This is a genomic window from Paenibacillus sp. SAFN-054 (assembly GCF_051966755.1).
GTDB lineage: Bacteria > Bacillota > Bacilli > Paenibacillales > Paenibacillaceae > Paenibacillus_AQ.
Genome location: NZ_JBQCKS010000001.1, coordinates 1,588,325 through 1,612,970, shown reverse-complemented (window position 1 = coordinate 1,612,970; position 24,646 = coordinate 1,588,325). Strand labels below are relative to the sequence as shown.

Here is a 24,646-nt window from a genome sequence, read left to right as displayed (position 1 = left end):
GCTGTGCCTGCCACGTTTCGAACATGGTCAATCCGATTTCGTCGCGAGCCGCATCTTGGAATAAATCAAATTTCTATCAGCATAGATCATTCATTGGTGAGATGCCCTCCTTTATAATTTCAACATACAGGTCATTTCAGTCCATAGAACCATCAGTCCATAAACTATCAGAACATGGCGAGCTTCCGTATCGTTACCCGAAATCCAAATTATCTATAAAGGTAGGTCCATGCCATGATCATACAAAGCGAATATATCGACGTGCTATGCTACACACGCACCCCGCAGGAGGACATTATCTATGCTTCCAGGCTGGCGCACAAGCATGCACCTTGCCTATAGCGAAGACGGCAAGCATTTTCAAGCGTTGAATCATAATTCGGGTGTCCTGTTTGCCAAGGCTACACAACATGAAGATGGGATGCTCCAAGCCAAAAGCTTGAAAAATCCGTATCTCTTCCCCATGGCCGACGGCAGATTCGGCGTTGTTGCCGTACGAACGGAAGCGGATGGGCAGCAGGATGAAGAGAGCCGGGGGGCGGTCCTATTTTTTACTTCGGACGATTTGCTGCAATATCAAGAAATCGGATTGATCGATTTGAAGAGCGAGCGTGATGTCCACGACGTCGCATGCGAGTACAATGAATCAAGCCAAGCGTACATTATCTACTGGAGCGATGGGAACGGCCGCAGCTACCGAAACAAAATTCAGGAGCTGTTTGATTTGACTGGCGCCGGAACTCCGGAAATTGCGGAGGCGTTTGCTCTTAAGACCGTATCGGCAGACATTGAAGGCATTCAGCCTCGAAACATAATCCGTGTTCCGAAGGAAACGGCGCACCGTCTGGTATGCAGGCTTACGGTTCCTGAGAATGTCGCCATTGAACTTCCGGATGCCATCCAGGCGACATCGGACGAGGAGTTGAAAGCGCTTCAAGCAACCGCGATATACAGCGACGGAACCACGGCAACCAAAGCCGTGGACTGGGATACGGATACGGTTCGCTGGGATCAGGCCGGAAACTACCGGGTGAAGGGAACGATTCGTCAGGAGCATTATGCTTTTCCGATTGCGGTGAACCGGGCTGATCCTTGCATTGCCAAATGGAACGGCAAATATTATTTCATTGCGACCAACGATGCCGACCGCAATCAAACCTTGTATATCAGGGAAGCGGACACGATACCCGGCCTTGTTCAGGCCAGCGAGTCCTTAATTCTGGACACGCAAACCTATGCCCATATTAAAGGGCTGTTATGGGCACCCGAGTTTCATATTATTGATGGCGAGCTGTACATCTTTCATGCGGCAACAACAGGAGAATTCTTCTACGAAGAGAGTCATGTGATGAAGCTGCGCGAGGGAGGGGACCCCGCTTGCGCCGCTGACTGGTCAATGCCCCGACGCGTCGTCAAGAAAGACGGAGCCGAATTATGCGAGGCGGGCAAGGTCATCTCGCTCGACATGACGGTCATCCAGGTGAACGGGGAATGTTACGCGGCCTGGTCGGAGCGAAAGTTCGTGCCCGCAGATTTTGGCGCCTGGATTTATATCGCGAAATTAGATCCGAAAGAGCCGTGGAGGCTGACAAGCGACCCGGTGCTCTTAACCCAGCCCGACTTTGGATGGGCCAATAACCATGGGTTTGTCGATGAAGGGCCGTTTGCCTTGATCCGCGGCGGCAGAATTTTTCTTACCTTCTCGAGCGCGGCGGTAGACGCAACTTATTGCGTAGGTCTGCTGACCGCAGACGCGAATGCGGACCTGCTGGATTCAGGCAGCTGGACGAATGGCAATTACCCGCTGCTCACGTCGAGAAGCGTTCCCGGCGAATACGGTCCGGGACACAATTCTTATATTACCGATGACGATGGCGTCACTTGGAATGTGTACCATGCCCGACCTGGCGTAGAGGAGCCCAGATGCTCGGGGATCCGCCGCGTTCATTTTGACATAGACGGATATCCGGTGCTTGATTTGACGGAAGAGAGGGATTTGAACCCGGCTTTGGCTGAGGTGTCAATCGAAGTGATTGTAAAACCCGACTAGGAAGGAGCAGAGATGAGATGTATCCAAATCCGATTATATGGGCCGATTACCCGGATCTTGACGTGATCCGGGTAGAGGATACCTACTATATGGTCAGCACCACCATGCACATGATGCCAGGCTGTGTCATTTTGCGATCATACGACCTGATTCAATGGGAAGTAGCAACACATGTGTACGACATACTGGATAATACGCCCGCACAGCGGCTCGAAGACCGCCAACATATTTATGCACAGGGCATGTGGGCCCCCTCGTTTCGTTACCACAAAGGAAAATTCTATGTCATCTTCGCGGCGAACGATACCCGCCGGACTTACCTGTACACGGCGGACACCGTAGCCGGTCCATGGACGAAACAATACATCGAGGGCTTCTATCATGACTGCTCCCTGCTGTTTGACGATGACGGCCGGGCGTATTTGATATACGGCAATACCGAAATACACCTGCTTGAATTGAAGGAGGATCTTTCCGGTCCAAAGCCCGGCGGGCTGAACCGCATCATCGTCAAAGAACGGGAGCCGTACCATCTCGGTTACGAGGGCGCCCACTTTTATAAGATCGACGGCAGGTATTATGCTTTCTTTATCCATATTTCAAAGGCTGCCGGGCGCCGAACGCAGGCCTGCTTTGCGGCGGATTCCCTGGAGGGCGAGTTTACGGGCGGAGAAGTCTTTAATGACGATATGGGGTATATCAATTCAGGCGTAGCGCAGGGCGGCATCGTGGACACGCCGGACGGGGAATGGGTGGCAGTACTGTTTCAGGATCATGGAGCTGTCGGCCGGATTCCAGTGCTCGTTCCGCTGCGCTTTGAGAACGGTTTTCCGGTATTCGCCAAAGCAGCACCCCCTATGATCGAACTGCCAAGCACGAGACCGGGTTATGCCTACAAGCCTCTGATTGGAAGTGATAACTTTGACTACACGCCGGGCGAAGACGGTAAAGTACGCCTGAAGGACTTTTGGCAGTGGAATCATACGCCTGACGATGCGTTATGGTCCGTAACGGACAAACCGGGAGTCTACCGGATCACTTCCGGGAAGATCAGTCCCAATTTGACGTTTGCGGTCAACACGCTGACGCAGCGCGCCATGGGACCGGCCTGCGAGGCGACGGTTACGCTGGACGGCAGCGGACTTAACGATGGCGATTATGCGGGTCTGTGCTTTCTGATCGGCACGTACGGCTTAATCGCCCTGACCAAGGAAGCCGGCCGGTCCTATCTGGTTATGCTGGCCAGAGAGGCCGAAGACGGCTCCATCTTCAGTAAATTGGTCGACGGGAAGCCAGGGACCGAACTTGCCAGAATTCCCGTTTCAGGAGATATCGTCACCCTCAAGGCGACCGGCCATTTTGTGAATAATGCAGACGAGTGCATGTTTTATTACCAGGATGGGGCGGAATGGAAGCAGCTCGGGACTGCGCACAAAATGATATACAAGCTGGACCATTTTATGGGCTGCCGTATCGGTCTGTTTCTGTTTTCCACCCGGGAGGCCGGAGGGGCGGCAGACTTTTCTCGTTTTCAATATCAGGTGCAGGGTACGGGCCCCAAGGAACCCTGTTTTGCAGGGTGAACACACGGCTAACGGCAGGTTGTTGCAAGATGACGAGGAGGCTTACACTTTGGGGTAAAGATGCTTTTTAAGAAGCATTGGAGCATTGAAACGTTCTAGGAGAGGATGAAGATCATGAGGTTGCATGAAGCCTTTAAAGAACATTTTCTGATCGGAGCCGCCGTCAATCCGGTGACGTTAGATTCGCAGCGAGCTTTGCTGATCGAACATTTCAACAGCGTGACGGCCGAAAATGAAATGAAATTTGAAAGAGTGCATCCCGCGGAGGATCGGTATACGTTTGAGGAGGCAGACCGTATGGTGACCCTGGCCAAAGCTAACGGCATGGGAGTAAGGGGCCATACGCTGGTGTGGCATAATCAGACGCCGAAATGGGTGTTTGAAAATGAAGACGGGAGCCAAGCGGACAGGAAGACGCTTCTGGCCCGCATGAAGTCACATATCGACACGGTCGTTTCCCGTTACAAGGGTGAGCTCTATGCCTGGGACGTGGTGAACGAGGCGGTATCCGACAGCGGCAGTGAACTCCTGCGGCCGTCGCAATGGCTCGATATCATTGGCGAGGATTTCATCGCCAAGGCGTTTGAGTATGCCCATGAAGCCGACCCAGACGCGCTGCTGTTCTACAACGATTATAACGAGGCCGATCCGGTGAAAAGCGAGAAAATCTATACGCTCGTCAAATCGCTGCTCGATCAGGGCGTACCGATTCACGGTATCGGGCTTCAAGCCCATTGGAGCCTGTATCATCCGTCGCTGGATGATATCCGCCGGGCAATCGAGAAATATGCCAGTTTGGGAGTGAAACTGCATATTACGGAGCTTGACGTTTCGATGTATGCGTTTGACGACCGTCGGACCGACCTCACGGCTCCGACCGATGAGATGCTGGCTCTTCAAGCGGAACGTTACGGGCAATTTTTCCGGTTGTTTCAGGAATACAGCAAATATATTACCTCCGTCACCTTTTGGGGCGCTGCCGATGATTATACCTGGCTTGACCATTTTCCCGTAAGGGATCGGAAGAATTGGCCTTTTCTGTTCGACATGAAGCATCAGCCGAAGCCTTCTTTTCAGGAAGTGTTGAAGACCTTGGGATAACTACAAAAATTATGCAAAGGGGATTTTCATCATGCTCAAAGCTTCCGTGCAGGCTGCCAATCAAACGGCGTTGCTCGATGGCTTATTCCGGAATTCGCAAGAAACAGGAAACCAATATTTGCTGTCCCTTGATATCGACCGCTTGGTTGCGCCTTGTTACGAGGCGGCAAATTTAAAGCCGAAAAAGAAGCGGTATGGGGGCTGGGAATCGACCCAAATCGCTGGCCATTCCATCGGTCATTGGCTGTCCGCCGCTGCAGCCATGTATTCCTTAACCCGAGAGGAAGCGCTGCTGCAGCGTGTGAAGGAGGCGGTAGACGAGCTGGCCTGGGTGCAATCGCATGATCCGGAAGGTTATGTCAGCGGGTTTTCCCGCGACTGTTTTGATCATGTGTTCTATGGTGGCGGAGAGTTCGAAGTACATCATTTCGGCTTGGGCGGTTCCTGGGTGCCATGGTACAGTATTCATAAGATTTATGCAGGTTTGATTGATGTTTATAAAAGAACAGGTAACGAGAAAGCGCTGCATGTTGTCACCAAGCTTGCCGATTGGGCGAAGAAGGGGACGGACCGGCTGTCGGACGACCAGTTTCAACGCATGCTGATCTGCGAACACGGCGGCATGAATGAAGCCATGGCCGATCTTTATCAGATCACAGGCAATCATGACTATCTGGAGCTTGCCATCCGCTTCTGCCACCAGGCGGTCCTGGAGCCTCTTGCACGCGAGGTTGACGAACTTGATGGGAAGCACGCGAATACGCAGATTCCGAAAGTCATCGGAGCCGCCAAACTCTACGACATAACTGGCGAAGAGCAATACCGGAAGATGGCGGAGTACTTCTGGAGGGTGGTCGCGCAAGAACGATCCTACATCATGGGAGGGAACAGCATCTTCGAGCACTTCCAGGCGAAACCGCAGGAGAAATTGGGTGTCGAAACAGCGGAGACCTGCAATACATACAACATGCTTAAACTAACCAGCCTTCTGTTTAAATGGTCGCCGAGAGCCGAATACATGGATTATTATGAACGGGCGCTGTATAACCACATTCTAGCATCACAAGATCCGGAAACCGGTGCCAAAATGTATTTCATCTCGACGGAACCGGGCCACTTTAAAGTGTACGGGACACACGACCGGTCTTTCTGGTGCTGCACTGGCACCGGGATGGAGAACCCCGCCCTGTATCCGCGGGATATTTATCACTTCGATGAACAGGGTATTTATGTCAATCTGTTTATCGCCTCCAGAACCACTCTACCGGAACGGGGGCTGGTTTTGCGGCAGGAAACGGATTTCCCGCGATCCAGTCGCACGAGGATTATCCTGGATGAAGCGCCGAAGGGACGGTTCAAGCTACGGATCCGCATTCCTTATTGGACGGCCAGGCCGGTTACAGCCACCGTTGAGGGGGACGCGGAAGTGTATTCGGGATCGGAGCCCGGATATTTAGAAATAGACAGGGCTTGGAATAAGGGGGATATCATCAACGTCACTTTACCCATGGATCTTCACGTTTACCGTGCAAAAGATGATGAGAACAAGGTTGGTTTCATGTACGGTCCCATCGTGCTTGCCGGGGCACTCGGCAAGGAGGACTTCCCGGAAAGCGATATCGTTGATAATCATCTCAAGCTGCATTCGCATCGTTTGATTGATGTTCCCGTTCTGGTTACGGATGAAGACGATGTTGCAAAGTGGATCAAACCCGCTCAGGGCAAGGCCTTAACGTTCATAACCGATGCGGTGGGCGAGCCGGGCGGGAAGCGTTTGCTCCTTGTTCCGTTCTATGAGCTGCATCACCAGCGTTATACCATTTATTGGACTTTAATGAATAAAGCGCAGTATGCGAACTATGCCGATCACGAGAAGAAAGAAAGGAACCGGCTCCATGCGATTACCACAGATATCGTTCATCCGCATGAGCAGCAATCTGAAGTTGAACATCTGCTCCAGTCGGAGCAATCCAAATCGGGGTATTCCGTCCACGCGCAGAAAGGTTATCGAACGACGGATCTAGGTGGCTTTTTTAGCTATAGAATGACTATAAACCCAGGCTCAACAATGATATTGCAAGTCACATACTTCGGAAGTGAAGGCGCCTTCCACGACGGACATGGCCATCATGAGCGAGAGTTTGATATTTTGATAGACGACTGTTTTATAGCACGACAGAAGTTAGAAGCAGAGCGGCCGGGGCAGCTCTTTGATGTATTTTATGACATTCCGGATCGTCTTTTGAACGAAAAGGAGCATGTCCGGGTGAAGTTCGCGTCGGCCAACGACGGTGTGGCTGGAGGCGTGTACGGCATTCGGATGATCGACAAGTTGGCCCTGGACAAATGGGAAGAAATAAACGGGAAGGAGGACACAATGTAATGAAGCAGCAAGGTTTGAATCCCTATCTGCCCTCATGGGAATACATACCTGACGGCGAACCGTATGTTTTTAACGGCAGGGTGTATGTATATGGCTCGCATGATCGTTTTAACGGTCATGCGTTCTGTTTAAACGACTATGTATGCTGGTCTGCCGACGTGGAGGAACTGGGCAACTGGCGTTATGAAGGTGTCATCTACAAGAAAACGGATGACCCGCTCAATGCGGATGGCAGGATGTGTCTGTATGCCCCTGACGTTACTGTCGGGCCGGATGGGCGGTATTATCTCTATTACGCTCTTGACAAAGTTTCGGCTATTTCGGTAGCCGTCTGCGATTCTCCGGCTGGCAGGTTCGAATTCTACGGTTATGTTACATATGCCGACGGTACGAACCTTGGAGACAGAGAAGGGGATGAACATCAATTTGATCCGGGCGTGTTGACCGAAGGAGAGAAGACTTACTTGTATACGGGCTTCTGTCCAATTGGAGACAAATCCAGGCACGGTTCAATGGCCACGATGCTCGGCCCGGATATGCTCACGATCATAGAAGAACCCGTATTTGTCGCACCAAGCGAGCCTTACAGCAAGGGAAGCGGATTTGAAGGGCATGAATTTTTTGAGGCTCCCTCCATCCGGAAACGGGGAGACATCTATTATTTAATCTATTCATCGATTGCCATGCATGAATTATGCTATGCCACGAGTAAATATCCGACAAAGGGCTTCGTATATCAAGGCGTGATCGTAAGCAATAATGATCTTCATATCGATTCCTATAAACCGGCGGACAAACCGATGTATTACGGCGGTAATAACCATGGCAGCATCATTGAAATCCAGGGGAAATGGTACATTTTTTATCATAGACATACCAACGGTACGGCTTTCTGCCGACAGGGCTGTGTGGAGCCGATCGAATTCGAGGGGGACGGTACGATTCCTCAGGTGGAGATGACCTCCTGCGGTCCGAATGGCGGGCCGCTTGCAGGGCGGGGAGAATACCCCGCGTATCTGGCATGCAATCTATTTGGTAAAGACGAGGCAGTATATACAGGCGGTTTCGGCCTTGGTGCGTGGATGGACAGCCGTTTTCCGAAGATAACCCAGGAAGGAAGAGACGGTGACGAAGAACCCGGGTACATTGCCAATATGACCGATTCCGCCACGGCGGGTTTTAAGTACTTTGATTGCAACGGAATCCGAAATGTTAAAATCAAGGTGCGCGGATATTGCCATGGCGAATTTGAGGTCAAGACAACCTGGGACGGCCCGGTCCTCGGCAAAATACCGGTGAACTTTATGAATATATGGACGGAATGCTCGGCAGAAGTTATCATACCAGACGGCATACATGCCTTGTATTTAACTTATAAGGGCAGCGGAGGGGCTGATCTCGCTTCGTTTACGCTGGAGTAATCCGTCTTGTGATTGCCGGCTCCCGTAAGAAATAACACAAGCAGTTCAGGATCATTCGGAACTGCTTTTTAGCATTTGCAGCCTTACCATCATCGCGGAATCAAGCCGGCTATTTGCTATGGTTGTAGAAGGTATCAATTTGTCTGCTTAAGCATTATTATTCTTTTATCGGATGTTACAATAAGGTGGGATGGAGGCGGTTTGATGCGTATTGACGCTCATCAGCATTTTTGGAAGATCAGCAGAAACGACTATGGGTGGATCACACCGGCAAACCCAGTACTTTACCGCGATTATTTGCCACCGGCCCTGGAATCGCATTTGCACAAAAACAGCATCAGCAAAACGATTCTGGTGCAGGCAGCTCCAACGGTGGAGGAAACGGAATATATGCTTGAATTAAGCGAATCGGCCGATATCATCGCAGGCGTGGTCGGGTGGCTGGATCTGGCGGACCCCTCATATAAGAAGCAATATGAACGGTTTTGCAGGCATCCGAAATTCATCGGGTTACGCGTGATGATCCAGGATATGGGCGACTTGGACACCGTATTAGCATCTGCCTATATAGAAGCGCTTTCATATTTGGCGGAACAGGATTTGCCCATCGATTTGCTTGTAACGGAAAATCAATTGCCGCAGCTGGTCCGATTATTGGAGCGAATCCCTCGGCTGCGGGGCGTCGTTGATCATTTGGCGAAGCCGCTGATTGCTTCGGGTGTCATGGAGCCGTGGAGGAGCCATATGGCGGAAATTGCAAAGTATCCGAACATCTACTGCAAGCTTTCGGGAATGGTAACGGAAGCCGACCATCAAGGCTGGAAAAGCGAGGATTTTACGGCATACATTCATGATACGCTGGAACGGTTTGGACCTGAAAGGGTGATGTTTGGAAGCGATTGGCCCGTGTGTCTCCAGGCGGCAACCTATGATGAAGTCGTTGAAATACTAATGCAGGCACTGAAGGAGCGGCTGCCTGCGGAAGCGATTGAAGCTGTCTTCGGCGCCAATGCGGCGAAGTTCTACAAGTTGAATGAACATTAGAAATGGGGGAACGAGGAGATGCAATACAGAAAACTTGGGAACACAGGATTAAGCGTATCTGCACTGAGCTTCGGAGCATCTTCGCTTGGGGGCGTTTTCCGGGACGTTCGGAAGGACGAAGGGATACGAACGGTCCATACCGCCTTGGACATGGGCATCAATCTGATCGATGTCTCCCCCTACTATGGTCTGACGAAAGCGGAAAGCGTGCTGGGCGAAGCGCTGCGGACGATTCCGCGGGACCGGTATGTACTGTCAACGAAGGCTGGACGTTACGGGCAGGACAAATTTGATTTCTCGAAAGCGCGGGTAATCCAAAGCGCGGAAGAAAGCATGCAGCGATTGGGGACCGACTACCTCGATATTTTGCTGCTGCACGACATCGAGTTCGGCTCGCCGGATCAGGTGCTGGAGGAGGGGATTTCTGCCCTCGAAGCGTTGAAAGAAGCCGGAAAAATCCGTTTCTTCGGCGTATCCGGCTTGCCACTACGCATCTTCGAAGAGGTGTTGTCACATACCGAGCTGGATGTCATCTTGTCTTACTGCCATTATTCCCTGAACGATACAGCACTGCTCGGTCTGCTTCCGCTGCTGGAGAAACAAGGAACCGGTCTGATCAATGCGTCGCCGCTGTCGATGGGCCTGCTGAGTAACCGTGACGTACCGGATTGGCATCCCGCAGGAGAGGATATCAGAGCAGCCTGCCGACGGGCTGCCGAGCATTGCCGGAGCAAAGGAACGGACATCGTGAAGCTGGCGGTCCAGTACGCCACGGCGGAAGATCGCATTCCGACAACACTGGTCAGTACGGCGACCCCGGAAAATATCCGCAACAATATTTTGTGGACGGAAGAACCAATGGATGAATCATTGCTGCGGGAAGTGCTGGAGATCCTGAAGCCGATCCACGGCAAGGCGTGGCCAAGCGGACGGCCCGAATGGGGCGGGGAGCAAATCCGGCGGAAGGAAGGTGGAACGTGACGAGTAGCGTTCGTATGGAGCAAAAGCATCGGTTATGGTACAGAAAACCTGCGGCGGATTGGAACGAGGCCCTGCCCATCGGAAACGGGCGGCTGGGCGCGATGATTTTCGGAGGTGCGGCGGAAGAGAAGCTGCAGCTTAACGAGGACTCCGTATGGTATGGCGGGCCGCGCGACCGAAATAACGAGGACGCGCTGCCTCATTTGCCCCGAATACGCGAGCTGATTATGGAGGGTAGGGTGAGTGAAGCGGAGGAGCTGGCAGCAATGGCAATGGCCGGGCAGCCCGAAGCGCAGCGCCATTACTTGCCGCTCGGCGATCTGCTGCTGTCATTCAGCATGCACGAAAAGCCTGTCGAGGATTATATGAGGGAGTTAGATTTAGAGGACGGTGTATCCCGGGTCAGCTACCGGATCGGGGAGGTGCGGTATACGCGAGAGATGTTTGCCAGTTATCCGGATCAGGCGATCATCATGCGGATTTCCGCCGACATTGAAGGGGCGGTTTCACTTAAAGCCAGGTTTAACCGCAACAACTGGAGATATTTGGAGAAGAACGAGAAGTGGCAGCAAGAAGGGTTGGTCATGCGCGGAGAATGCGGCGGCAAAGGAGGCAGCTCCTTCAGCGCGGTGGTGAAGGCGGTCCCGGAAGGCGGCGCCTGCCGGACGATTGGCGAGTATTTATGGGTAGAGGGAGCAAATTCGGTTACGCTGCTGCTAGCCGCAGGAACGACATTTCGTTCTCCCGACCCAGAGCTTAGCGGCAAACGCCGGCTGAATGAACTGAGCCGGGTTCCTTACACCGAGCTGCTGGCCCGGCATACCGCGGATTACCGCGAGCTGTACGGTCGAGTCAGCTTGAAGCTGCCGGAGAGCTCCGGCAAAAGCGCGCTGCCCACTGACGAAAGGCTGGCCCTGCTCAGGCAGGATGAAGACGATCACGGGCTGATCGCAACGTATTTTCAATTCAGCCGTTATCTTCTCATGGCCTCCAGCCGTCCGGGTTCACTGCCTGCCAACCTTCAGGGGATATGGAACAACAGCTTCACTCCGCCATGGGACAGTAAATTTACGATTAATATCAATGCGCAAATGAACTATTGGCTGGCGGAAAACTGCAATCTGACTGAATGTCATGAGCCATTGTTTGATTTGATCGCGCGGATGCGGGAGCCTGGCCGGGTAACAGCCAGGATTATGTATGGCTGCCGGGGATTCACAGCCCATCACAACACGGATATATGGGCGGACACAGCACCGCAGGACACATACCTTCCGGCCTCCTTCTGGCCGATGGGCGGCGCCTGGTTATGCTTGCATCTGTGGGAGCATTACCGGTTCAGCCAAGATCGTGTTTTTCTGGCGCGAGCATATGAGACTATGAAAGAAGCGGCGCTGTTCCTGCTCGATTATTTGATAGAGGACAAGGAAGGGCGCTTGGTCACTTGTCCGTCGGTCTCGCCGGAGAACAGATACAGGCTGCCGAATGGTGAGACAGGGGTGCTCTGCGCCGGGGCCTCGATGGATTTGCAGATTATACAAGCGCTGTTTGACGCCTGTATCCGCAGCGCGGAAATTATCGGACGGGATGAGGACTTCCGCAACGAGCTGGCCGCCGCCCTGAAGCGGCTCCCTGAACCGCAGATCGGCAAATCCGGCCAGCTCATGGAATGGCTGGAGGATTACGAGGAAGTGGAGCCGGGGCATCGTCACATCTCCCATTTATTCGCTCTATACCCGGGCGAAGCGATCAGCGCACAGGGTACGCCGGAGCTGGCTCGGGCCGCCCGGAAGACGCTGGAACGCAGGCTGGCGAGCGGCGGCGGACACACCGGCTGGAGCCGGGCGTGGATCATCAACTTCTGGGCTCGGCTGCAGGATGGGGACAAGGCGTACGAGAACGTGAGGGCGCTTTTAACGCATTCCACGCTGCCTAATCTTTTCGACAACCATCCTCCGTTTCAAATCGATGGCAATTTTGGAGGTACCGCAGGTATTGCCGAAATGCTGCTGCAGAGTCATTTGGGCGAGTTGCATCTGCTTCCGGCCCTTCCCAGGTCATGGAGGGACGGAGAAGTCAAAGGTTTACGGGCAAGAGGGGACTTTGAGGTTGACTTGATGTGGACAGACGGCAAACTGAAACACGCGATCATTCGTGCAAGGCATGATGGCCGGTGCAGCATCCGTATGGTATGCAGCTTCGAGCTGCTCCGGAATGGAGTAAGGGTGGTTGCGCAAAGGCAGGGAGATGACGTCTGGAGTTGGAAAGCTATCCAAGGAGACTGCTATGAGCTTGTGCCTACATCGTAAAATCATCCGGATGCGATGATAAGTTGCACCTTGCGGCTGAGCGAGTATGGCTTTCTCCATCTGCTGTGCCATGTTTTCCTGTGAAGATCAAAATGTATTGACCCGGGAATACGGCTAAGATCATCATGATATACATGAATGTAATATCCTTTATGTCAACACTAAGGCGGACCATCGTTTTCAGATGTAGGTTTTCAGATCGTCTTTGATTCGGTTCATGCTATATTTAATGCGTTTAAGCTTATCTTTTATGTCGTGAATCTCTTCTTTTCAAAATAGAATTTGCGAACAAACTGAAAAAAAGCGTCGAATGAATAGATATTTTGCGATTGCCCGAGAAATAAAGGTGCCCTGAGCATGGGGATCGGTATCTGGTATTACAGTGGAAAAGCAATGGTATTAGGCAATGAGGGAGGCCTGAGTGTTAATGAAGATCGGATTGGCACGGCAAGCTGCAACCGAATGGGTGAGAATGCATGCACGAAAGGAGAAAGGATATCTGGGAGCTTATTTCAGCGGTTCTACGGTGGGACGGCTTGATCAGGATACGCTTCCTGTCGGCTCCGATGTGGATGTCGTCGTCGTAAGGGACGGCCAGGAACCCCCGCCGAAGCTGGGGAAGCTGATCTATCAGAACACGCTGATTGAGGTGACCTACATCTCTTCCGGTCAGCTGGACTCCGCCGAACAGGTTTTGCGATCCTATCATCTTGCAGGAAGCTTTCGGACCGATACGTTGATTGACGATCCTACGGGACGCTTGCGGCAGCTGCAGCAGCAGGTTTCGCAGCATTTCAATGAATCCAACTGGATCGTGCACCGGTGCATGGAGGCGCGAAACCGAACCGAAAGCGGGCTTCGCTCGCTGAACGTCGGAGCCCCCTTGCACGAGCTCGCCATGTCATGGTTATTCCCGACGGGGGTGATGACCCATGTGGTCTTGGTTGCTGCGCTCCGGAATCCAACGGTGAGACTGCGTTATCTCAAAGCCCGCGAAGTGCTCGAAGGATACGGTTTAGCTGATATCCATCAGGAATTGCTCGGTTTTCTCGGTAGTGCGGATTGGACTGCAAAGCAGACGGAACATCACTTGCTTGGACTGGAAGAGACCTTCGATGCGGCTGCGAAGTTCGCCCATACTGAGTTCTTTTTCAGCTCGGATATTACGCCCCAAGCGAGACCGATCGCCATCGACGGCAGCCGGGTTTTGATCCAGGAAGGCAATCACCGCGAGGCGGTATTTTGGATCGCAGCGACCTATGCCAGGTGCCTGCACATATTGGCGGTGGACGCTCCGGAAGAACATCAGCGGCTTCGTTCTCTTTTTGAGAGCTTACTTGCCGACTTGGGTATGACTGCCAAACAAGACTTTATTCAGCGGGGCCAAGCTGCTTTGGATTATATGCCTAAACTATGGGATATCGCGGAACGGATTATGAACGCTAATCCCGAGATTGAGCAGCGTAATGCTTCGAAAGAATGACCATGAGATTGGGCGGGGAGAGAGACGGTCCGGAAACGGACGGTCTTTTTTTTGTGAAGATAGTGAAAATGCGAAAACGAACCATCGCTTTAGACGGGTTGTAGATACGTTCTAATCAATTATTGCATCCAGTATGAGTACCTACATAAAAACGGTAATCCGGAGGCACTGGGACCCGTCTTCAGTGCGTTAAAATCGGTATTTTCAACAGGATATTCGTTATGTTAATGTGTTATGACATACGAAGGGGGTCATGCATTTGCATTTATCACTGATTTTGTTAGCCGCAATGGCGGTGTTCGCTGGTGCGCTCATGAGATCGATGTTCGGCTTTGGGGAAGCGATCGTGAGCATGCCTCTGCTCGCCCTGCTACCGATTCCTCTCCAGACGTCCGTTTCGCTCATTGGACTGGCCGGATTAACGGTTGCTGTATTAACGGTCTTCAGCGGCTGGAAGTATATTGAGCGTCCCGTCCTCATCCAGCTCGCGGTTTCCACCGTGATCGGCATACCCGTCGGACTCTATGTCTTGAATTCAATTCCTTCCTATATCATCACGACCGGGTTGGGCATTTTTCTCATCTTGTACGGTGCGTATTCTTTCTTGAAGAGAAAATTATCGAACGCAATCGAGGCGCCTTTGTTGAACCGTTCCGGGTGGATATGGCCGTTCGGTTTCGCTTCGGGCGTACTGGGCAGCGCCTATAACATCAATGGCGTGCCGGTCATGATTTACGGAACACTGCGTCGCTGGAGTCCGGAGCGGCTCCGGGGCACGCTGCAGGCCCATTTTCTGATTTCCGGCGTACTGGTTGTAGCAGGACATGCCTTGGGAGGTTTATGGACGGCTGATGCGTTCGTGCTATATGCGTATTCGCTTCCTGCCATTCTCTTGGCAACGATCCTGGGGGTGTTCCTTAATAGAAGGATTCCCGCCAAAAGGTTTGAACGAATTTTGTTTGTGATCATTATCGTTTTGGGCGTGCTTTTATTGTTTCCGCGTGGATAGGTGAAGTTCGTAAATGTGCAGGTACATGACGACAAAATTGGTAGAATATAACCTTTTATTTCGGTGCCGTAGTAAATAAAGGATTGGTTAAGGCTGTTAAAAGCTTGAATCAATCTATTTTTTTGCCATAAGTCCCACGGCTTAAAAATAGGAATGCATGTTCTTAATTAGGTCTAAAGAGGGTAGGGGGATATCAAAATATTAGGTATGATTTATGTTAGGACATAACTTGAACTAAAAAAGGGAAGGTATTTAGTTCATTTTATATAGGTCATTTCAATATCATAATCTTGGTATCTCATAAACCGAGCTGGAGGGGAACGGGCTTGATCGATTTAACGGAAACTTGGATTGATTCAACGGCGCCTAACAGCGCTGCGATTAAAAACGCACATGATCTCGTAAAGAAAGGGAAGTTTACCCTGCTCCATCAGTCCGAAGATGAACAGGTTTTGTTCGGGGAGTGTGCCGGGAGCGGGAAGACGCCGTATACGCCGTCCGCCGACTTTGTCATTCCGGATAAGCCTGTCATGCGCTGCAGCTGTCCGAGCCGGCAAATTCCTTGCAAGCATGTCCTCGGTTTGCTGTACGCCTATGCGGAGGGAAAGGCTTTCCAGCACGCGCCCGTGCCGGATGATCTGGCTGCCAAACGGGATAAAGCCGAGAAGAGGGAAGAGAAGAAGGCGAAAGAGGCTGCCGAGGGGAAGAGCGATAAGCCTAAAAAAGTGAACAAATCGGCGCTGAAGAAAAAAGTGATGGCTCAGCTGGAAGGGCTGGACGTGCTGGAGAAGCTGACGCATTCGCTCATTCGGCGCGGACTCGGGACGCTGGATGCCAAAGAGCTGAAAGTGATTCAGGACCATGTGAAGCAAATGGGAAGCTTCTACTTGAACGGGGCTCAGATTCAGCTGCGCAAGCTTCAGACCATTTTATCGGACGGGAGCCACCCGGAGCATACATACAGCCTGGCGGTGGAACAGTTCGCAGTCATTCATGCTTTTATTAAAAAAGGGCGAGCGCACCTGAATGCAAAGCTCTCGGATCCAGAGCTGGCATTGGATCATGAATCCACCATCGAGGAATGGCTCGGCCACGCATGGCAGCTTTCGGAGCTGAGGGAAGCGGGTCTGGTCAGTCCGGAAACGGAGCTGATCCAGCTGTCGTTTGCCAGCTACGATGATCCATCGCGCCTGGAATTCGTCGACAGCGGCTATTGGATTCAGCTGGACAGCGGAGAAATTCACAACACAGTCCAATACCGGCCGTACAAAGCCGCCAAGCTGATGCGGGAGGAAGACAGTTTTTTGGATGCAGCGCTCGTTCCTGCGTTATACCGGTATCCTGGCGACATGAACCGACGCGTAAGATATGAATCCTATACCGCAAGAGCCGTGGAGGAGCAGGATCTGGCCCGAATCAGGGATTGGGCTGCCCCATCCTATGCCGAAGCCGTCAAAAAAGTGAAAAATCAGTTAAAAAACCCGCTGGGTGACCCGAATCCGGTCATGCTTCTGCATGTGGATATGGTGGTCGCGGACGAAAGCGGCTTGCTGTATATCACCGATGCACACGGGGAGAAGATAGGGCTTCAGGATGTTGGCAGAGACGCTACCGTTCAGCTGCTGCGCTATTTGCCGGAAGATAGCTTGAACAATGTGGCCATGCTTGTGACATTCGGCCAACTGCCATTAACCGGTCAGCTGCGCGCGCAGCCGCTGAGCATCGTCAATAAGCATGAGATTATCCGATTGCTGTATTAACCTGTGGGTGTAGGAAGGAGAATCAACAATGAGTCAGACCTTGTTAAACGAATTAAATGAAGAAATCCGGCGTTTATATATCGCGGGAAGCGATCTGGCTGCGGGGGATTACAGGCTGAAACGGCTGCTGCCGACCTTGCAGCAGCTCGGCGAACGGGCCCCCGTCTTCAAGAAGCTTGGGGAAGGTGTAGAGGCCCTGATTGCAAGCCCTGAGTCTGGCGCTGCGGAATCCGCCCGGCAGCTGCAGGACGTGAATCTGCTGCTGCAGTCGGTGCTGCGTACGCAAGGGCAAGCAGGAACTTCAGAGCATACGGTACCGTTTAAGAGCAAGCCGATAGCGCTTCAGACCCGCCTCTCTTACCGCAAATGCTCTCCACTGCGGACAGCGCTGACGACGCGGGGGGGCGGACGTCATGAAGTGATATTGGAGGCATACCGCGAGGGTCTGTTCAATGACTTGCGGCTGCTGCCTCTGGCGATCGAAGCGCTGAATGATCCCTACATGGAAATCGCCGAGCTTGCAATGACGGATATACTGCCTTCTTACGGCCCTGATGTCGCGGTGCACCTGCTTGAAAGCTTTGATCCGATGGGCGGCAAGCTTGAAGCCCGCAAGCTGACGGTTGCGGCAAGAAGCGGCGATCCAAGTGCATATGCTGTCGTCTATGATGCAGCACTGACGGGTTCGAATGAGGTCCGTACAACCGCCATTCGGTTGCTTGCAGGACATTCGGAATATGAACAGGCGCTTCTGGATTTCAGCCGGGACAAGAAAAAAGGAATTCGGGAGGCTGCATTTTACGCTCTCGCGGAGAGCGGGTGGGACAGCGCTGCTGAGCGTCTCTATGAGGCTTCCAAAGACAAGGATTCCGAGCTTGTGAATTCGTCTTTAGCACGCTGCCAATCGGAGAAGCTGAACGGATGGCTGATCAGGGATTTTGCGGAGCTGATGGCGTCGCTTCCGGAAGTGTTGGACAGCAAAGAAAAAACAGAGGAGATATGGACGCGGACCAAAAGGTATTTATGGTCGCTTCACCAGAAAAAAAGCCCCGAACTGGAGCAATTGTACCTGGGCGTTCTTCGTCAATACAATCTGTACATGTTCAAGCTTGGATGGGTATTTCTCGCAAACGAAGCGATGGATTACATCGGAAAGACCGGCTCCGCCGAGGGAGCGGAGCTCATGAGGAGCGCCGTGGAAATGGATTTGAAGAAATTTGCCGGCTCCCATTCCTATGCGCGCGAAACTTTCAGGAAGGCCCAGCCGATTTTGGCGCCCGAAAGGTTGTATGAGGAATATTCCGTTCTGGTCCAGAACCTGGCAAAGGCTTCTGCCGTCAGCCGAAGCGTCAACAACGCGAAGCAGCTGCTGGATACCATTGAGGATATGGTCATCACCCGGAGATATCAGGCATATGAGCAGATATGGAACGACGGTAATACGGAAGCTTATACCTACATTGTGGAAATGCCTCCTCCGTCTGAAATGGAAACGAAATGGGATGCGCGATGGCTCGACCATTTCATCGAGCGGGACCACTTGGCGCTGGTCAGCGCGTTTGCACGACCGAATCATGAGGAGGCTTCCGCTTTCTTGCTCCGAAAGCTGCGAAATTCGCCGGAATTCCGCAACCGCTTCGCCAATTTGGCTGTCATGGGTCTGGTTCGCGCAGACCTGGAGGAAACGCGGCTGCATGAGGCGCTTATGCAGGCGATGGAGGATGAACGGAATACCGAATGCCGTGAGATCGAGCCGTTTTTGTTCGAGCAGCTGTGCCGACTTCCGGTCTCTTACGCAGAACGAATCAAGGCAGCTCTGCCTAAATTCACATCTCATGCGGAGCAGCAGCTTGAGTATATATTGAAGACTATGAAACCCATCGAACAAGGAGCGTGTTAAATAAATGAGCGCCGAACAAACCATGCAGGACATCATGCGCCTTCCGGCCGAAAAGTTGTATCAGGACGAATTAGACGCTTTAATTCGGGCGGATCAGGGCAAAATTCCGGCAGGCTGGCAGATGTCTCCGCAGTCGGTATTGAAATTTATTATAGGCGGTGTCGCTGGCAAACAGGTCATTACGCCCAAATATATCGGAAATCCGCGCGTGGTGGAAATGGCGATCGCAACGCTCGTGACGGATCGCGCGCTGCTACTTATCGGCGAACCGGGGACGGCCAAATCCTGGCTGTCCGAGAATCTTTCGGCTGCGATTAACGGCAACTCCGGACTGGTCGTGCAGGGAACGGCCGGTACGACCGAGGAACAGGTGCGATACTCGTGGAACTACGCCATGCTGCTTGCCCAAGGCCCGACACCGGAAGCGCTGGTGAAAAGTCCGGTCATGCGGGCAATGGAGAACGGCGGAATCGCGCGCTTTGAAGAAATATCCCGCTGCGCTTCCGAGGTGCAGGATGCATTGATTTCGATTCTGTCGGAAAAAACGATCTCCGTGCCCGAACTCGGCAAGGAAATGAACGCGCGCAAAGGGTTCAGCATCATAGCGACAGCCAACACCCGCGACCGCGGCGTCAACGAAATGTCAACGGCGCTTAAGCGCCGCTTCAACATCATTGTTCTCCCCGCTCCAACCGATCTTGAAACCGAGGTGGAGATCGTCAAAAAGCGGGTTGCCGAAATCGCTGCTTCCTATGATTTGCAGGCGTCCGTTCCGGCAGATGAAGCTCTGCACAAGGTCGTGACCATCTTTAGAGAGCTGCGGAGCGGAATGACGCTTGATAAGAAGGAGAAGCTCAAATCCCCCGCGGGCGTCATCTCGACGGCTGAGGCGATTTCGCTTCTGACGAACAGCATGGCGCTCGCCGCAAGCTTCGGCAGCGGCGAAATTACGGACGAGGATTTGGCCGCGGGGCTGCAGGGCGCCATTGTAAAGGATGATGATAAGGATCGGCTCGTGTGGCGGGAATACCTGGACAACGTGATGAAAAAACGCGGTACCCATTGGCGCGGTCTTTATACGGCGTGCAAGGAGATGAATCAATGACAACGGCTCTCGGCGCTGGGGTGCATGTATACGGCGTCCGGCACCTGTCGCCGGCCGGTGCCTATCACGTCCTGGAATTCTTGGAGCAGGTACGCCCGACGGCGGTATTGATCGAAGGTCCGTCGGATGCAACGGCTGAAATCGAGCATTTGACGAATCCTTCCACGAAGCCGCCCGTAGCCATTCTCGCATTTACGGAAGAACTGCCGGTTCGTACCGTTCTGTGGCCGTTTGCAGAGTACTCGCCGGAGTATCAGGCGATGCTTTGGGCTCGCAAGCAAGGGGCGTACTGCGCTTTTATCGATTTGCCTTCCTCTTCAGCCGTATGCTTACAGGATGTTCGCGGCGCATTTCATGCGGAGCCGCCATCTGCTTCCGATAAAGCGGAGGAAGCTCATGATATGGAGAGGCCCGGTTCCGGGGATCGGACCCCAGATGTTGACGGCATGTCTGAGGCATATGAATTACAGGGTTCGCTATACAGCAGAATTGCCGAAATTTCCGGTGAGCCAGACTATGACACCTATTGGGAGCGGAACTTCGAGCATAATTTAAGTCCGGATGCTTACCGACAAGCCATTCTGGCTTACTCAAGCCAGATGAGGGCACTCACAGAGGAATCCGAGCGCAGGAATGAGCGGCTGGAGTATGCCTATAATGCCGTTCGTGAAGCCTATATGTGCAGACAGATCGAAGAGACTCTGGCGTCAGGCCATCGCCCTGAACAAATTGTAGTGATCTGCGGCGCATATCATGCTTCCGCGTTGTCGGATCTCTCGAACGCCATGAGCAACGATGAACTGGAGCGGCTGCCTTTCCGCAGGACGAAACGGACGCTTATGCCGTATTCCTATTACAAGCTCTCATCGCTTTCCGGCTATGGCGCTGGCAATATTGCCCCCTATTATTTCGAGATGATGTGGCAGCATATGCGCCAAGGCACGCTCGCGGAGCTGCCTCATCATTATCTCTCGCTCGCGGCACGGGATTTGCGGAAAGCGGGCACGCACCGTTCAACTGCCGAGGTCATCGAAGGAGTGAGGCTGGCGGAATCGCTGGCCGCGCTTCATGAGGGTCAGGCGCCTGCGCTCACAGACCTGAGGGATGCGGCCAAAACCCTGCTTGGCCGGGGAGAGCTCTCGGTCGTTGCGGAGTCACTGGCGCGCATCGAGGTGGGGACGGCCATTGGAGCTTTGGCGGAAGGCGTCAGCCAGACGCCGATACAAGATGATATGAATCGTCAGCTGAAGCGGCTGAAGCTGGACAAATACAAAACCTCCGTTGCAAACGACATGGTACTCGATCTGCGCGAAAATCGCCGAGTATCCTCCGAGGAAGCCGCTTATCTGGACCTGAACCGCTCCTTCTTGTTTCATCGCCTGAAGCTTCTGGGCATTCATTTCGTCAGGGAAAAGACCGCCACCAGAGATGAGGCCGACTGGGCAGAGCACTGGATCGTTCAGTGGACGCCAGAGGTGGAGATACAAGTTGTAGAATCAACGCTTCTCGGCGAAACGGTAGAAACGGCTGCAGGATATGTCCTGCAGCAGCGGCTCGAAAGCTGCGACACTATACAAAAGGCTTCCAAGCTCATTACCGAAGCGTATGAATGCGGGATGATCCATCAGATGGAGGCTGGCAGGCAAACGCTTCAGCGGATCGCCGTCGACAGCCGGGACGTCGTGCAGATTGCGGCGGCATCCCGCGGATTGTCGCAGCTTATCCTGTATGGCGGCGTCCGGAGAATGGATACGTCTCCGCTCGTCCCGCTTCTTCAGCAGCTGTTCACACGGGCATGCCTGTTCCTTCAGGATGCAAGTCAGTGTAATGACGAAGTGGCTCAGGCCATGGCGCCCGCGATGAACGAGCTGAACCATATTGCCTCCGAACACGGTGGCGAAACGGACGGAGAGCTGTGGATACAGGAGCTGCTGCGGTTGTCCGACCGCGACGACGTCCATCCGCGATTATCCGGATTGGCCTGCGCCATATTGCTCGAACGGGGCGAGCTTTCGGCGCAGCAATGCGCCTCGGAAGTGTCCCGGCGATTATCTCCCGGCATTCCGGCCGATCTGGGCGCAGGGTGGTTTGAAGGACTGGCCATGCGCAACAGATATGCTCTGCTGTCGCGTATGAGCCTATGGGAACAGCTGAACGAATACATTTGTTCGCTTGAGGACGATGAGTTTGTGCGTTCCTTAGTGTTTTTGCGGCGGGCCTTCAGCTCATTCAGTCCCAAGGAAAAGACGATGGTTGCCGAGCTCCTTGGCGAAATATGGGGCGTGGATGTACAGCAGGCTGCCGAAATACTCATGGATGATCTGAAGGAGGAAGAAGCCCAGATGCTGAATGAACTAAACGATTTTGATTTTGAGGACTTTTAATATGGAACAGGGGGCAGAACGCCAGGCGTTATCCCGTTGGCGGCTTATTCTGGGCACGGCAGCTGAGGAAGAACTAAGCCGCTACGGAAGCGGGGGACATGTGGAAATGACTGATGAAGAAATGATCATGGACCGTGCCCTTGCTGCTATTTATGATGAGACAAACGGTACGTATGATGCGGGCACGACGGGTACGGGAGCGCGCGGAGCCGGACAAGGCAAATCCGCTCCCCGCCTCGCACAGTGGCTGGGTGATGTACGCTCGTTTTTCCCGGAGGATGTCGTTTCCGTAATACAGAACGACGCCATGGAGCGCAAAGGCTGGAAGCAGCTCTTATTCGAGCCGGAAGTGCTTGCCAGCGTCAAACCTGATATTCAGCTGGTAGGCACGCTGTTGTCACTGAAAGGGAAAATACCGGAGAAGACAAAGGACACGGCCCGGATGCTCGTTCAGGCTGTCGTGGATGAGCTGATCCAGCGGATGGAGCAGGACATTGTCCGGGCCGTAACCGGCGCGCTGAACCGCAGGGAACATACCCCGTTATCCTCCTTGAGCGGTATGGACTGGAAACGCACGATTGAGCGGAACCTGAAGCACTATGATGCGGGACTGCGGCGGATCATACCCGAGAAATTCTATTATTTCGACCGCGCGAAACGGAATAAGGAATGGACGGTCATCGTGGATATCGACCAGAGCGGTTCCATGGCCGAATCGGTGATCTGGGCTTCGGTCATCGGGTCGATATTCGCCAGCATTCCGGCACTGGATACCCGGGTCGTGGTATTCGATACGGAAGTTGTGGATTTGACCGAACAATGCGCCAATGATCCAGTGGATATGCTGTTTGGAATCCAGCTTGGCGGCGGTACAAATATCGACAAGTCTGTGGCATACTGCGAGCAATTCATTCAGGAGCCGAAAAAAACGCTGTTCATCATCATTTCCGACCTTTACGAAGGAGGCAACCAGTCGAGGTTGATCCGCCGTATGCGCGAAATGAAAGAATCAGGCGTCAAGACGCTTTGCCTGCTTGCTTTATCTGACGAAGGCAAACCTTTTTACAATGAACGGCTTGCGAAAACCTTATCCAAGGATGGAACGCCTTGCTTTGCCTGCACGCCTGCTCTCCTTCCACAGCTGGTCGAAGGGGCTTTAAAAGGGATGGACATGACAGAGCTGGTGAAGAGATTGGATGCCAAATTGGCCTAAAGAGAATGAGGCGGCAAGATATTTTCATTCCCGAACTAACTCAACAAGCCCGTCTCCTGACATGGAGATGGGCTGTTTTATATGGAGAGGAATAAACGTCTTTCGGCTTCAGAGAACGCTGTTCATCTACGAAACAAGACTATCAGATGCTCAAAGGGGTATAATGAAGAATGATAAGCTTGTAAGCTATAACCAGAATGGGAGGTAGGAACCATGAATAATGCACCGGAAATCATTGAACGCAGTCACACGGAACGTGGAGACATACAGCTGCAAAAAAGAGAGGATCACTACGAGATCATTTACAACGGCACTTTTTTAATGGCAACGTATAACGGAGAGTCGGAACGACTGCTCGTCAGCAGAGCGCTGGGGAGAAGCCGTGGTCCGCACAAAGTACTCATCGGAGGCCTTGGCGTAGGCTTTTCATTGGAGGAAGCTTTGTCCGACCCGAGAGTCACACAAGTGGATGTCGTTGAGATCGAGGAAGTAATTATTCAGTGGAACCGCAAGCATTTAGCTGCCGTCTCCGGGTATGCGCTGGATGATCCCCGCACGAATGTGATTCATACCGACCTGCTGCAGTGGATGAGCCGTACCGACGAAACATATGATGTGATTTGCCTTGATATCGATAATGGGCCGGATTGGACCGTTTCGGAATCGAACACGGGTCTATACTCGGAGAGGGGAGTTTCCGGACTGATTAGGCTGTTGCGGCCGCAGGGGATCCTGTCCTTTTGGAGCGCAACAGCATCCACCGAATTCGTGGACTTTTTGAAGCTGTTCTTTGATGAGGTGGTCGTCGAGGCCGTTCCTCAGGAACGAGGAGAGCCGGATTATATTTACGTCGTTTCATCGCCGAAGATTCATCACTAGTGAATGGAGTCTCTAGTCAAATAAGTAAATATTTTTGATGT

At 52.8% G+C, this 24,646-nt stretch carries 16 protein-coding genes; all 16 read left to right on the top strand.

Annotated elements, in window-relative coordinates:
• Positions 1 to 301 precede the first annotated feature (301 nt).
• Positions 302 to 2,050, top strand: coding sequence for a family 43 glycosylhydrolase (locus ACTHPM_RS07485; RefSeq protein ID WP_440394563.1), 1,749 nt, complete (start codon positions 302 to 304; stop codon positions 2,048 to 2,050).
• A gap of 17 nt (positions 2,051 to 2,067) precedes the next feature.
• Entirely contained in the window at positions 2,068 to 3,633 is a 1,566-nt protein-coding gene (locus ACTHPM_RS07480; RefSeq protein ID WP_440394562.1) for a glycoside hydrolase family 43 protein, read from the top strand.
• Between the two features lie 105 nt (positions 3,634 to 3,738).
• Positions 3,739 to 4,734, top strand: coding sequence for an endo-1,4-beta-xylanase (locus ACTHPM_RS07475; RefSeq protein WP_440394561.1), 996 nt, complete (start codon positions 3,739 to 3,741; stop codon positions 4,732 to 4,734).
• Positions 4,735 to 4,765: 31 nt separating this feature from the next.
• On the top strand, positions 4,766 to 7,117 hold the full coding sequence (locus ACTHPM_RS07470; protein ID WP_440394560.1) for a beta-L-arabinofuranosidase domain-containing protein: 2,352 nt from the start codon (positions 4,766 to 4,768) through the stop codon (positions 7,115 to 7,117).
• Positions 7,117 to 8,538, top strand: coding sequence for a family 43 glycosylhydrolase (locus tag ACTHPM_RS07465; RefSeq protein WP_440394559.1), 1,422 nt, complete (start codon positions 7,117 to 7,119; stop codon positions 8,536 to 8,538). Before ACTHPM_RS07470 ends, ACTHPM_RS07465 begins: the two co-directional genes overlap by 1 nt.
• 204 nt (positions 8,539 to 8,742) lie before the next feature.
• Positions 8,743 to 9,582: an amidohydrolase family protein gene (locus ACTHPM_RS07460; protein ID WP_440394558.1), complete on the top strand. Its 840-nt coding sequence runs from the start codon at positions 8,743 to 8,745 to the stop codon at positions 9,580 to 9,582.
• Positions 9,583 to 9,600: 18 nt separating this feature from the next.
• The gene (locus tag ACTHPM_RS07455; RefSeq protein WP_440394557.1) at positions 9,601 to 10,563 is read left to right on the top strand and encodes an aldo/keto reductase; all 963 of its coding nucleotides are present in this window, start codon (positions 9,601 to 9,603) and stop codon (positions 10,561 to 10,563) included.
• Between the two features lie 14 nt (positions 10,564 to 10,577).
• Positions 10,578 to 12,872, top strand: a complete 2,295-nt coding sequence (locus tag ACTHPM_RS07450) for a glycoside hydrolase family 95 protein (protein WP_440395376.1) — start codon at positions 10,578 to 10,580, stop codon at positions 12,870 to 12,872.
• Positions 12,873 to 13,299: 427 nt separating this feature from the next.
• Complete coding sequence (locus ACTHPM_RS07445) at positions 13,300 to 14,355, top strand: hypothetical protein (protein ID WP_440394556.1); 1,056 nt, start codon at positions 13,300 to 13,302, stop codon at positions 14,353 to 14,355.
• A 253-nt stretch (positions 14,356 to 14,608) separates the two neighbouring features.
• Positions 14,609 to 15,364 carry a sulfite exporter TauE/SafE family protein gene (locus ACTHPM_RS07440; RefSeq protein ID WP_440394555.1) on the top strand — a complete coding sequence of 252 codons (756 nt, stop codon included), beginning with the start codon at positions 14,609 to 14,611 and terminating at the stop codon, positions 15,362 to 15,364.
• Between the two features lie 326 nt (positions 15,365 to 15,690).
• Positions 15,691 to 17,124: an SWIM zinc finger family protein gene (locus ACTHPM_RS07435; RefSeq protein WP_440394554.1), complete on the top strand. Its 1,434-nt coding sequence runs from the start codon at positions 15,691 to 15,693 to the stop codon at positions 17,122 to 17,124.
• A 28-nt stretch (positions 17,125 to 17,152) separates the two neighbouring features.
• Positions 17,153 to 19,024, top strand: a complete 1,872-nt coding sequence (locus ACTHPM_RS07430; RefSeq protein ID WP_440394553.1) for a HEAT repeat domain-containing protein — start codon at positions 17,153 to 17,155, stop codon at positions 19,022 to 19,024.
• Positions 19,025 to 19,028: 4 nt separating this feature from the next.
• The gene (locus ACTHPM_RS07425) at positions 19,029 to 20,129 is read left to right on the top strand and encodes an ATP-binding protein (protein WP_440394552.1); all 1,101 of its coding nucleotides are present in this window, start codon (positions 19,029 to 19,031) and stop codon (positions 20,127 to 20,129) included.
• Positions 20,126 to 22,513, top strand: coding sequence for a DUF5682 family protein (locus ACTHPM_RS07420; protein WP_440394551.1), 2,388 nt, complete (start codon positions 20,126 to 20,128; stop codon positions 22,511 to 22,513). The genes ACTHPM_RS07425 and ACTHPM_RS07420 overlap by 4 nt, the downstream gene beginning before the upstream one ends.
• Before the next feature lies 1 nt (position 22,514).
• Positions 22,515 to 23,726, top strand: coding sequence for a VWA domain-containing protein (locus ACTHPM_RS07415; RefSeq protein WP_440395375.1), 1,212 nt, complete (start codon positions 22,515 to 22,517; stop codon positions 23,724 to 23,726).
• Positions 23,727 to 23,939: 213 nt separating this feature from the next.
• Positions 23,940 to 24,605 carry a spermine/spermidine synthase gene (locus ACTHPM_RS07410; RefSeq protein WP_440394550.1) on the top strand — a complete coding sequence of 222 codons (666 nt, stop codon included), beginning with the start codon at positions 23,940 to 23,942 and terminating at the stop codon, positions 24,603 to 24,605.
• Positions 24,606 to 24,646: the final 41 nt, after the last annotated feature.

Bases quoted from the DNA above. Each gene is read 5' to 3' on its own strand.
- ACTHPM_RS07470 (WP_440394560.1), top strand. From the start codon at position 4,766: ATGCTCAAAGCTTCCGTGCAGGCTGCCAATCAAACGGCGTTGCTCGAT.
- ACTHPM_RS07425 (WP_440394552.1), top strand. From the start codon at position 19,029: ATGAGCGCCGAACAAACCATGCAGGACATCATGCGCCTTCCGGCCGAA.
- ACTHPM_RS07420 (WP_440394551.1), top strand. From the start codon at position 20,126: ATGACAACGGCTCTCGGCGCTGGGGTGCATGTATACGGCGTCCGGCAC.
- ACTHPM_RS07460 (WP_440394558.1), top strand. From the start codon at position 8,743: ATGCGTATTGACGCTCATCAGCATTTTTGGAAGATCAGCAGAAACGAC.
- ACTHPM_RS07430 (WP_440394553.1), top strand. From the start codon at position 17,153: ATGAGTCAGACCTTGTTAAACGAATTAAATGAAGAAATCCGGCGTTTA.
- ACTHPM_RS07450 (WP_440395376.1), top strand. From the start codon at position 10,578: ATGGAGCAAAAGCATCGGTTATGGTACAGAAAACCTGCGGCGGATTGG.
- ACTHPM_RS07415 (WP_440395375.1), top strand. From the start codon at position 22,515: ATGGAACAGGGGGCAGAACGCCAGGCGTTATCCCGTTGGCGGCTTATT.
- ACTHPM_RS07455 (WP_440394557.1), top strand. From the start codon at position 9,601: ATGCAATACAGAAAACTTGGGAACACAGGATTAAGCGTATCTGCACTG.
- ACTHPM_RS07410 (WP_440394550.1), top strand. From the start codon at position 23,940: ATGAATAATGCACCGGAAATCATTGAACGCAGTCACACGGAACGTGGA.
- ACTHPM_RS07465 (WP_440394559.1), top strand. From the start codon at position 7,117: ATGAAGCAGCAAGGTTTGAATCCCTATCTGCCCTCATGGGAATACATA.
- ACTHPM_RS07440 (WP_440394555.1), top strand. From the start codon at position 14,609: ATGCATTTGCATTTATCACTGATTTTGTTAGCCGCAATGGCGGTGTTC.
- ACTHPM_RS07445 (WP_440394556.1), top strand. From the start codon at position 13,300: ATGAAGATCGGATTGGCACGGCAAGCTGCAACCGAATGGGTGAGAATG.
- ACTHPM_RS07485 (WP_440394563.1), top strand. From the start codon at position 302: ATGCTTCCAGGCTGGCGCACAAGCATGCACCTTGCCTATAGCGAAGAC.
- ACTHPM_RS07480 (WP_440394562.1), top strand. From the start codon at position 2,068: ATGTATCCAAATCCGATTATATGGGCCGATTACCCGGATCTTGACGTG.
- ACTHPM_RS07475 (WP_440394561.1), top strand. From the start codon at position 3,739: ATGAAGATCATGAGGTTGCATGAAGCCTTTAAAGAACATTTTCTGATC.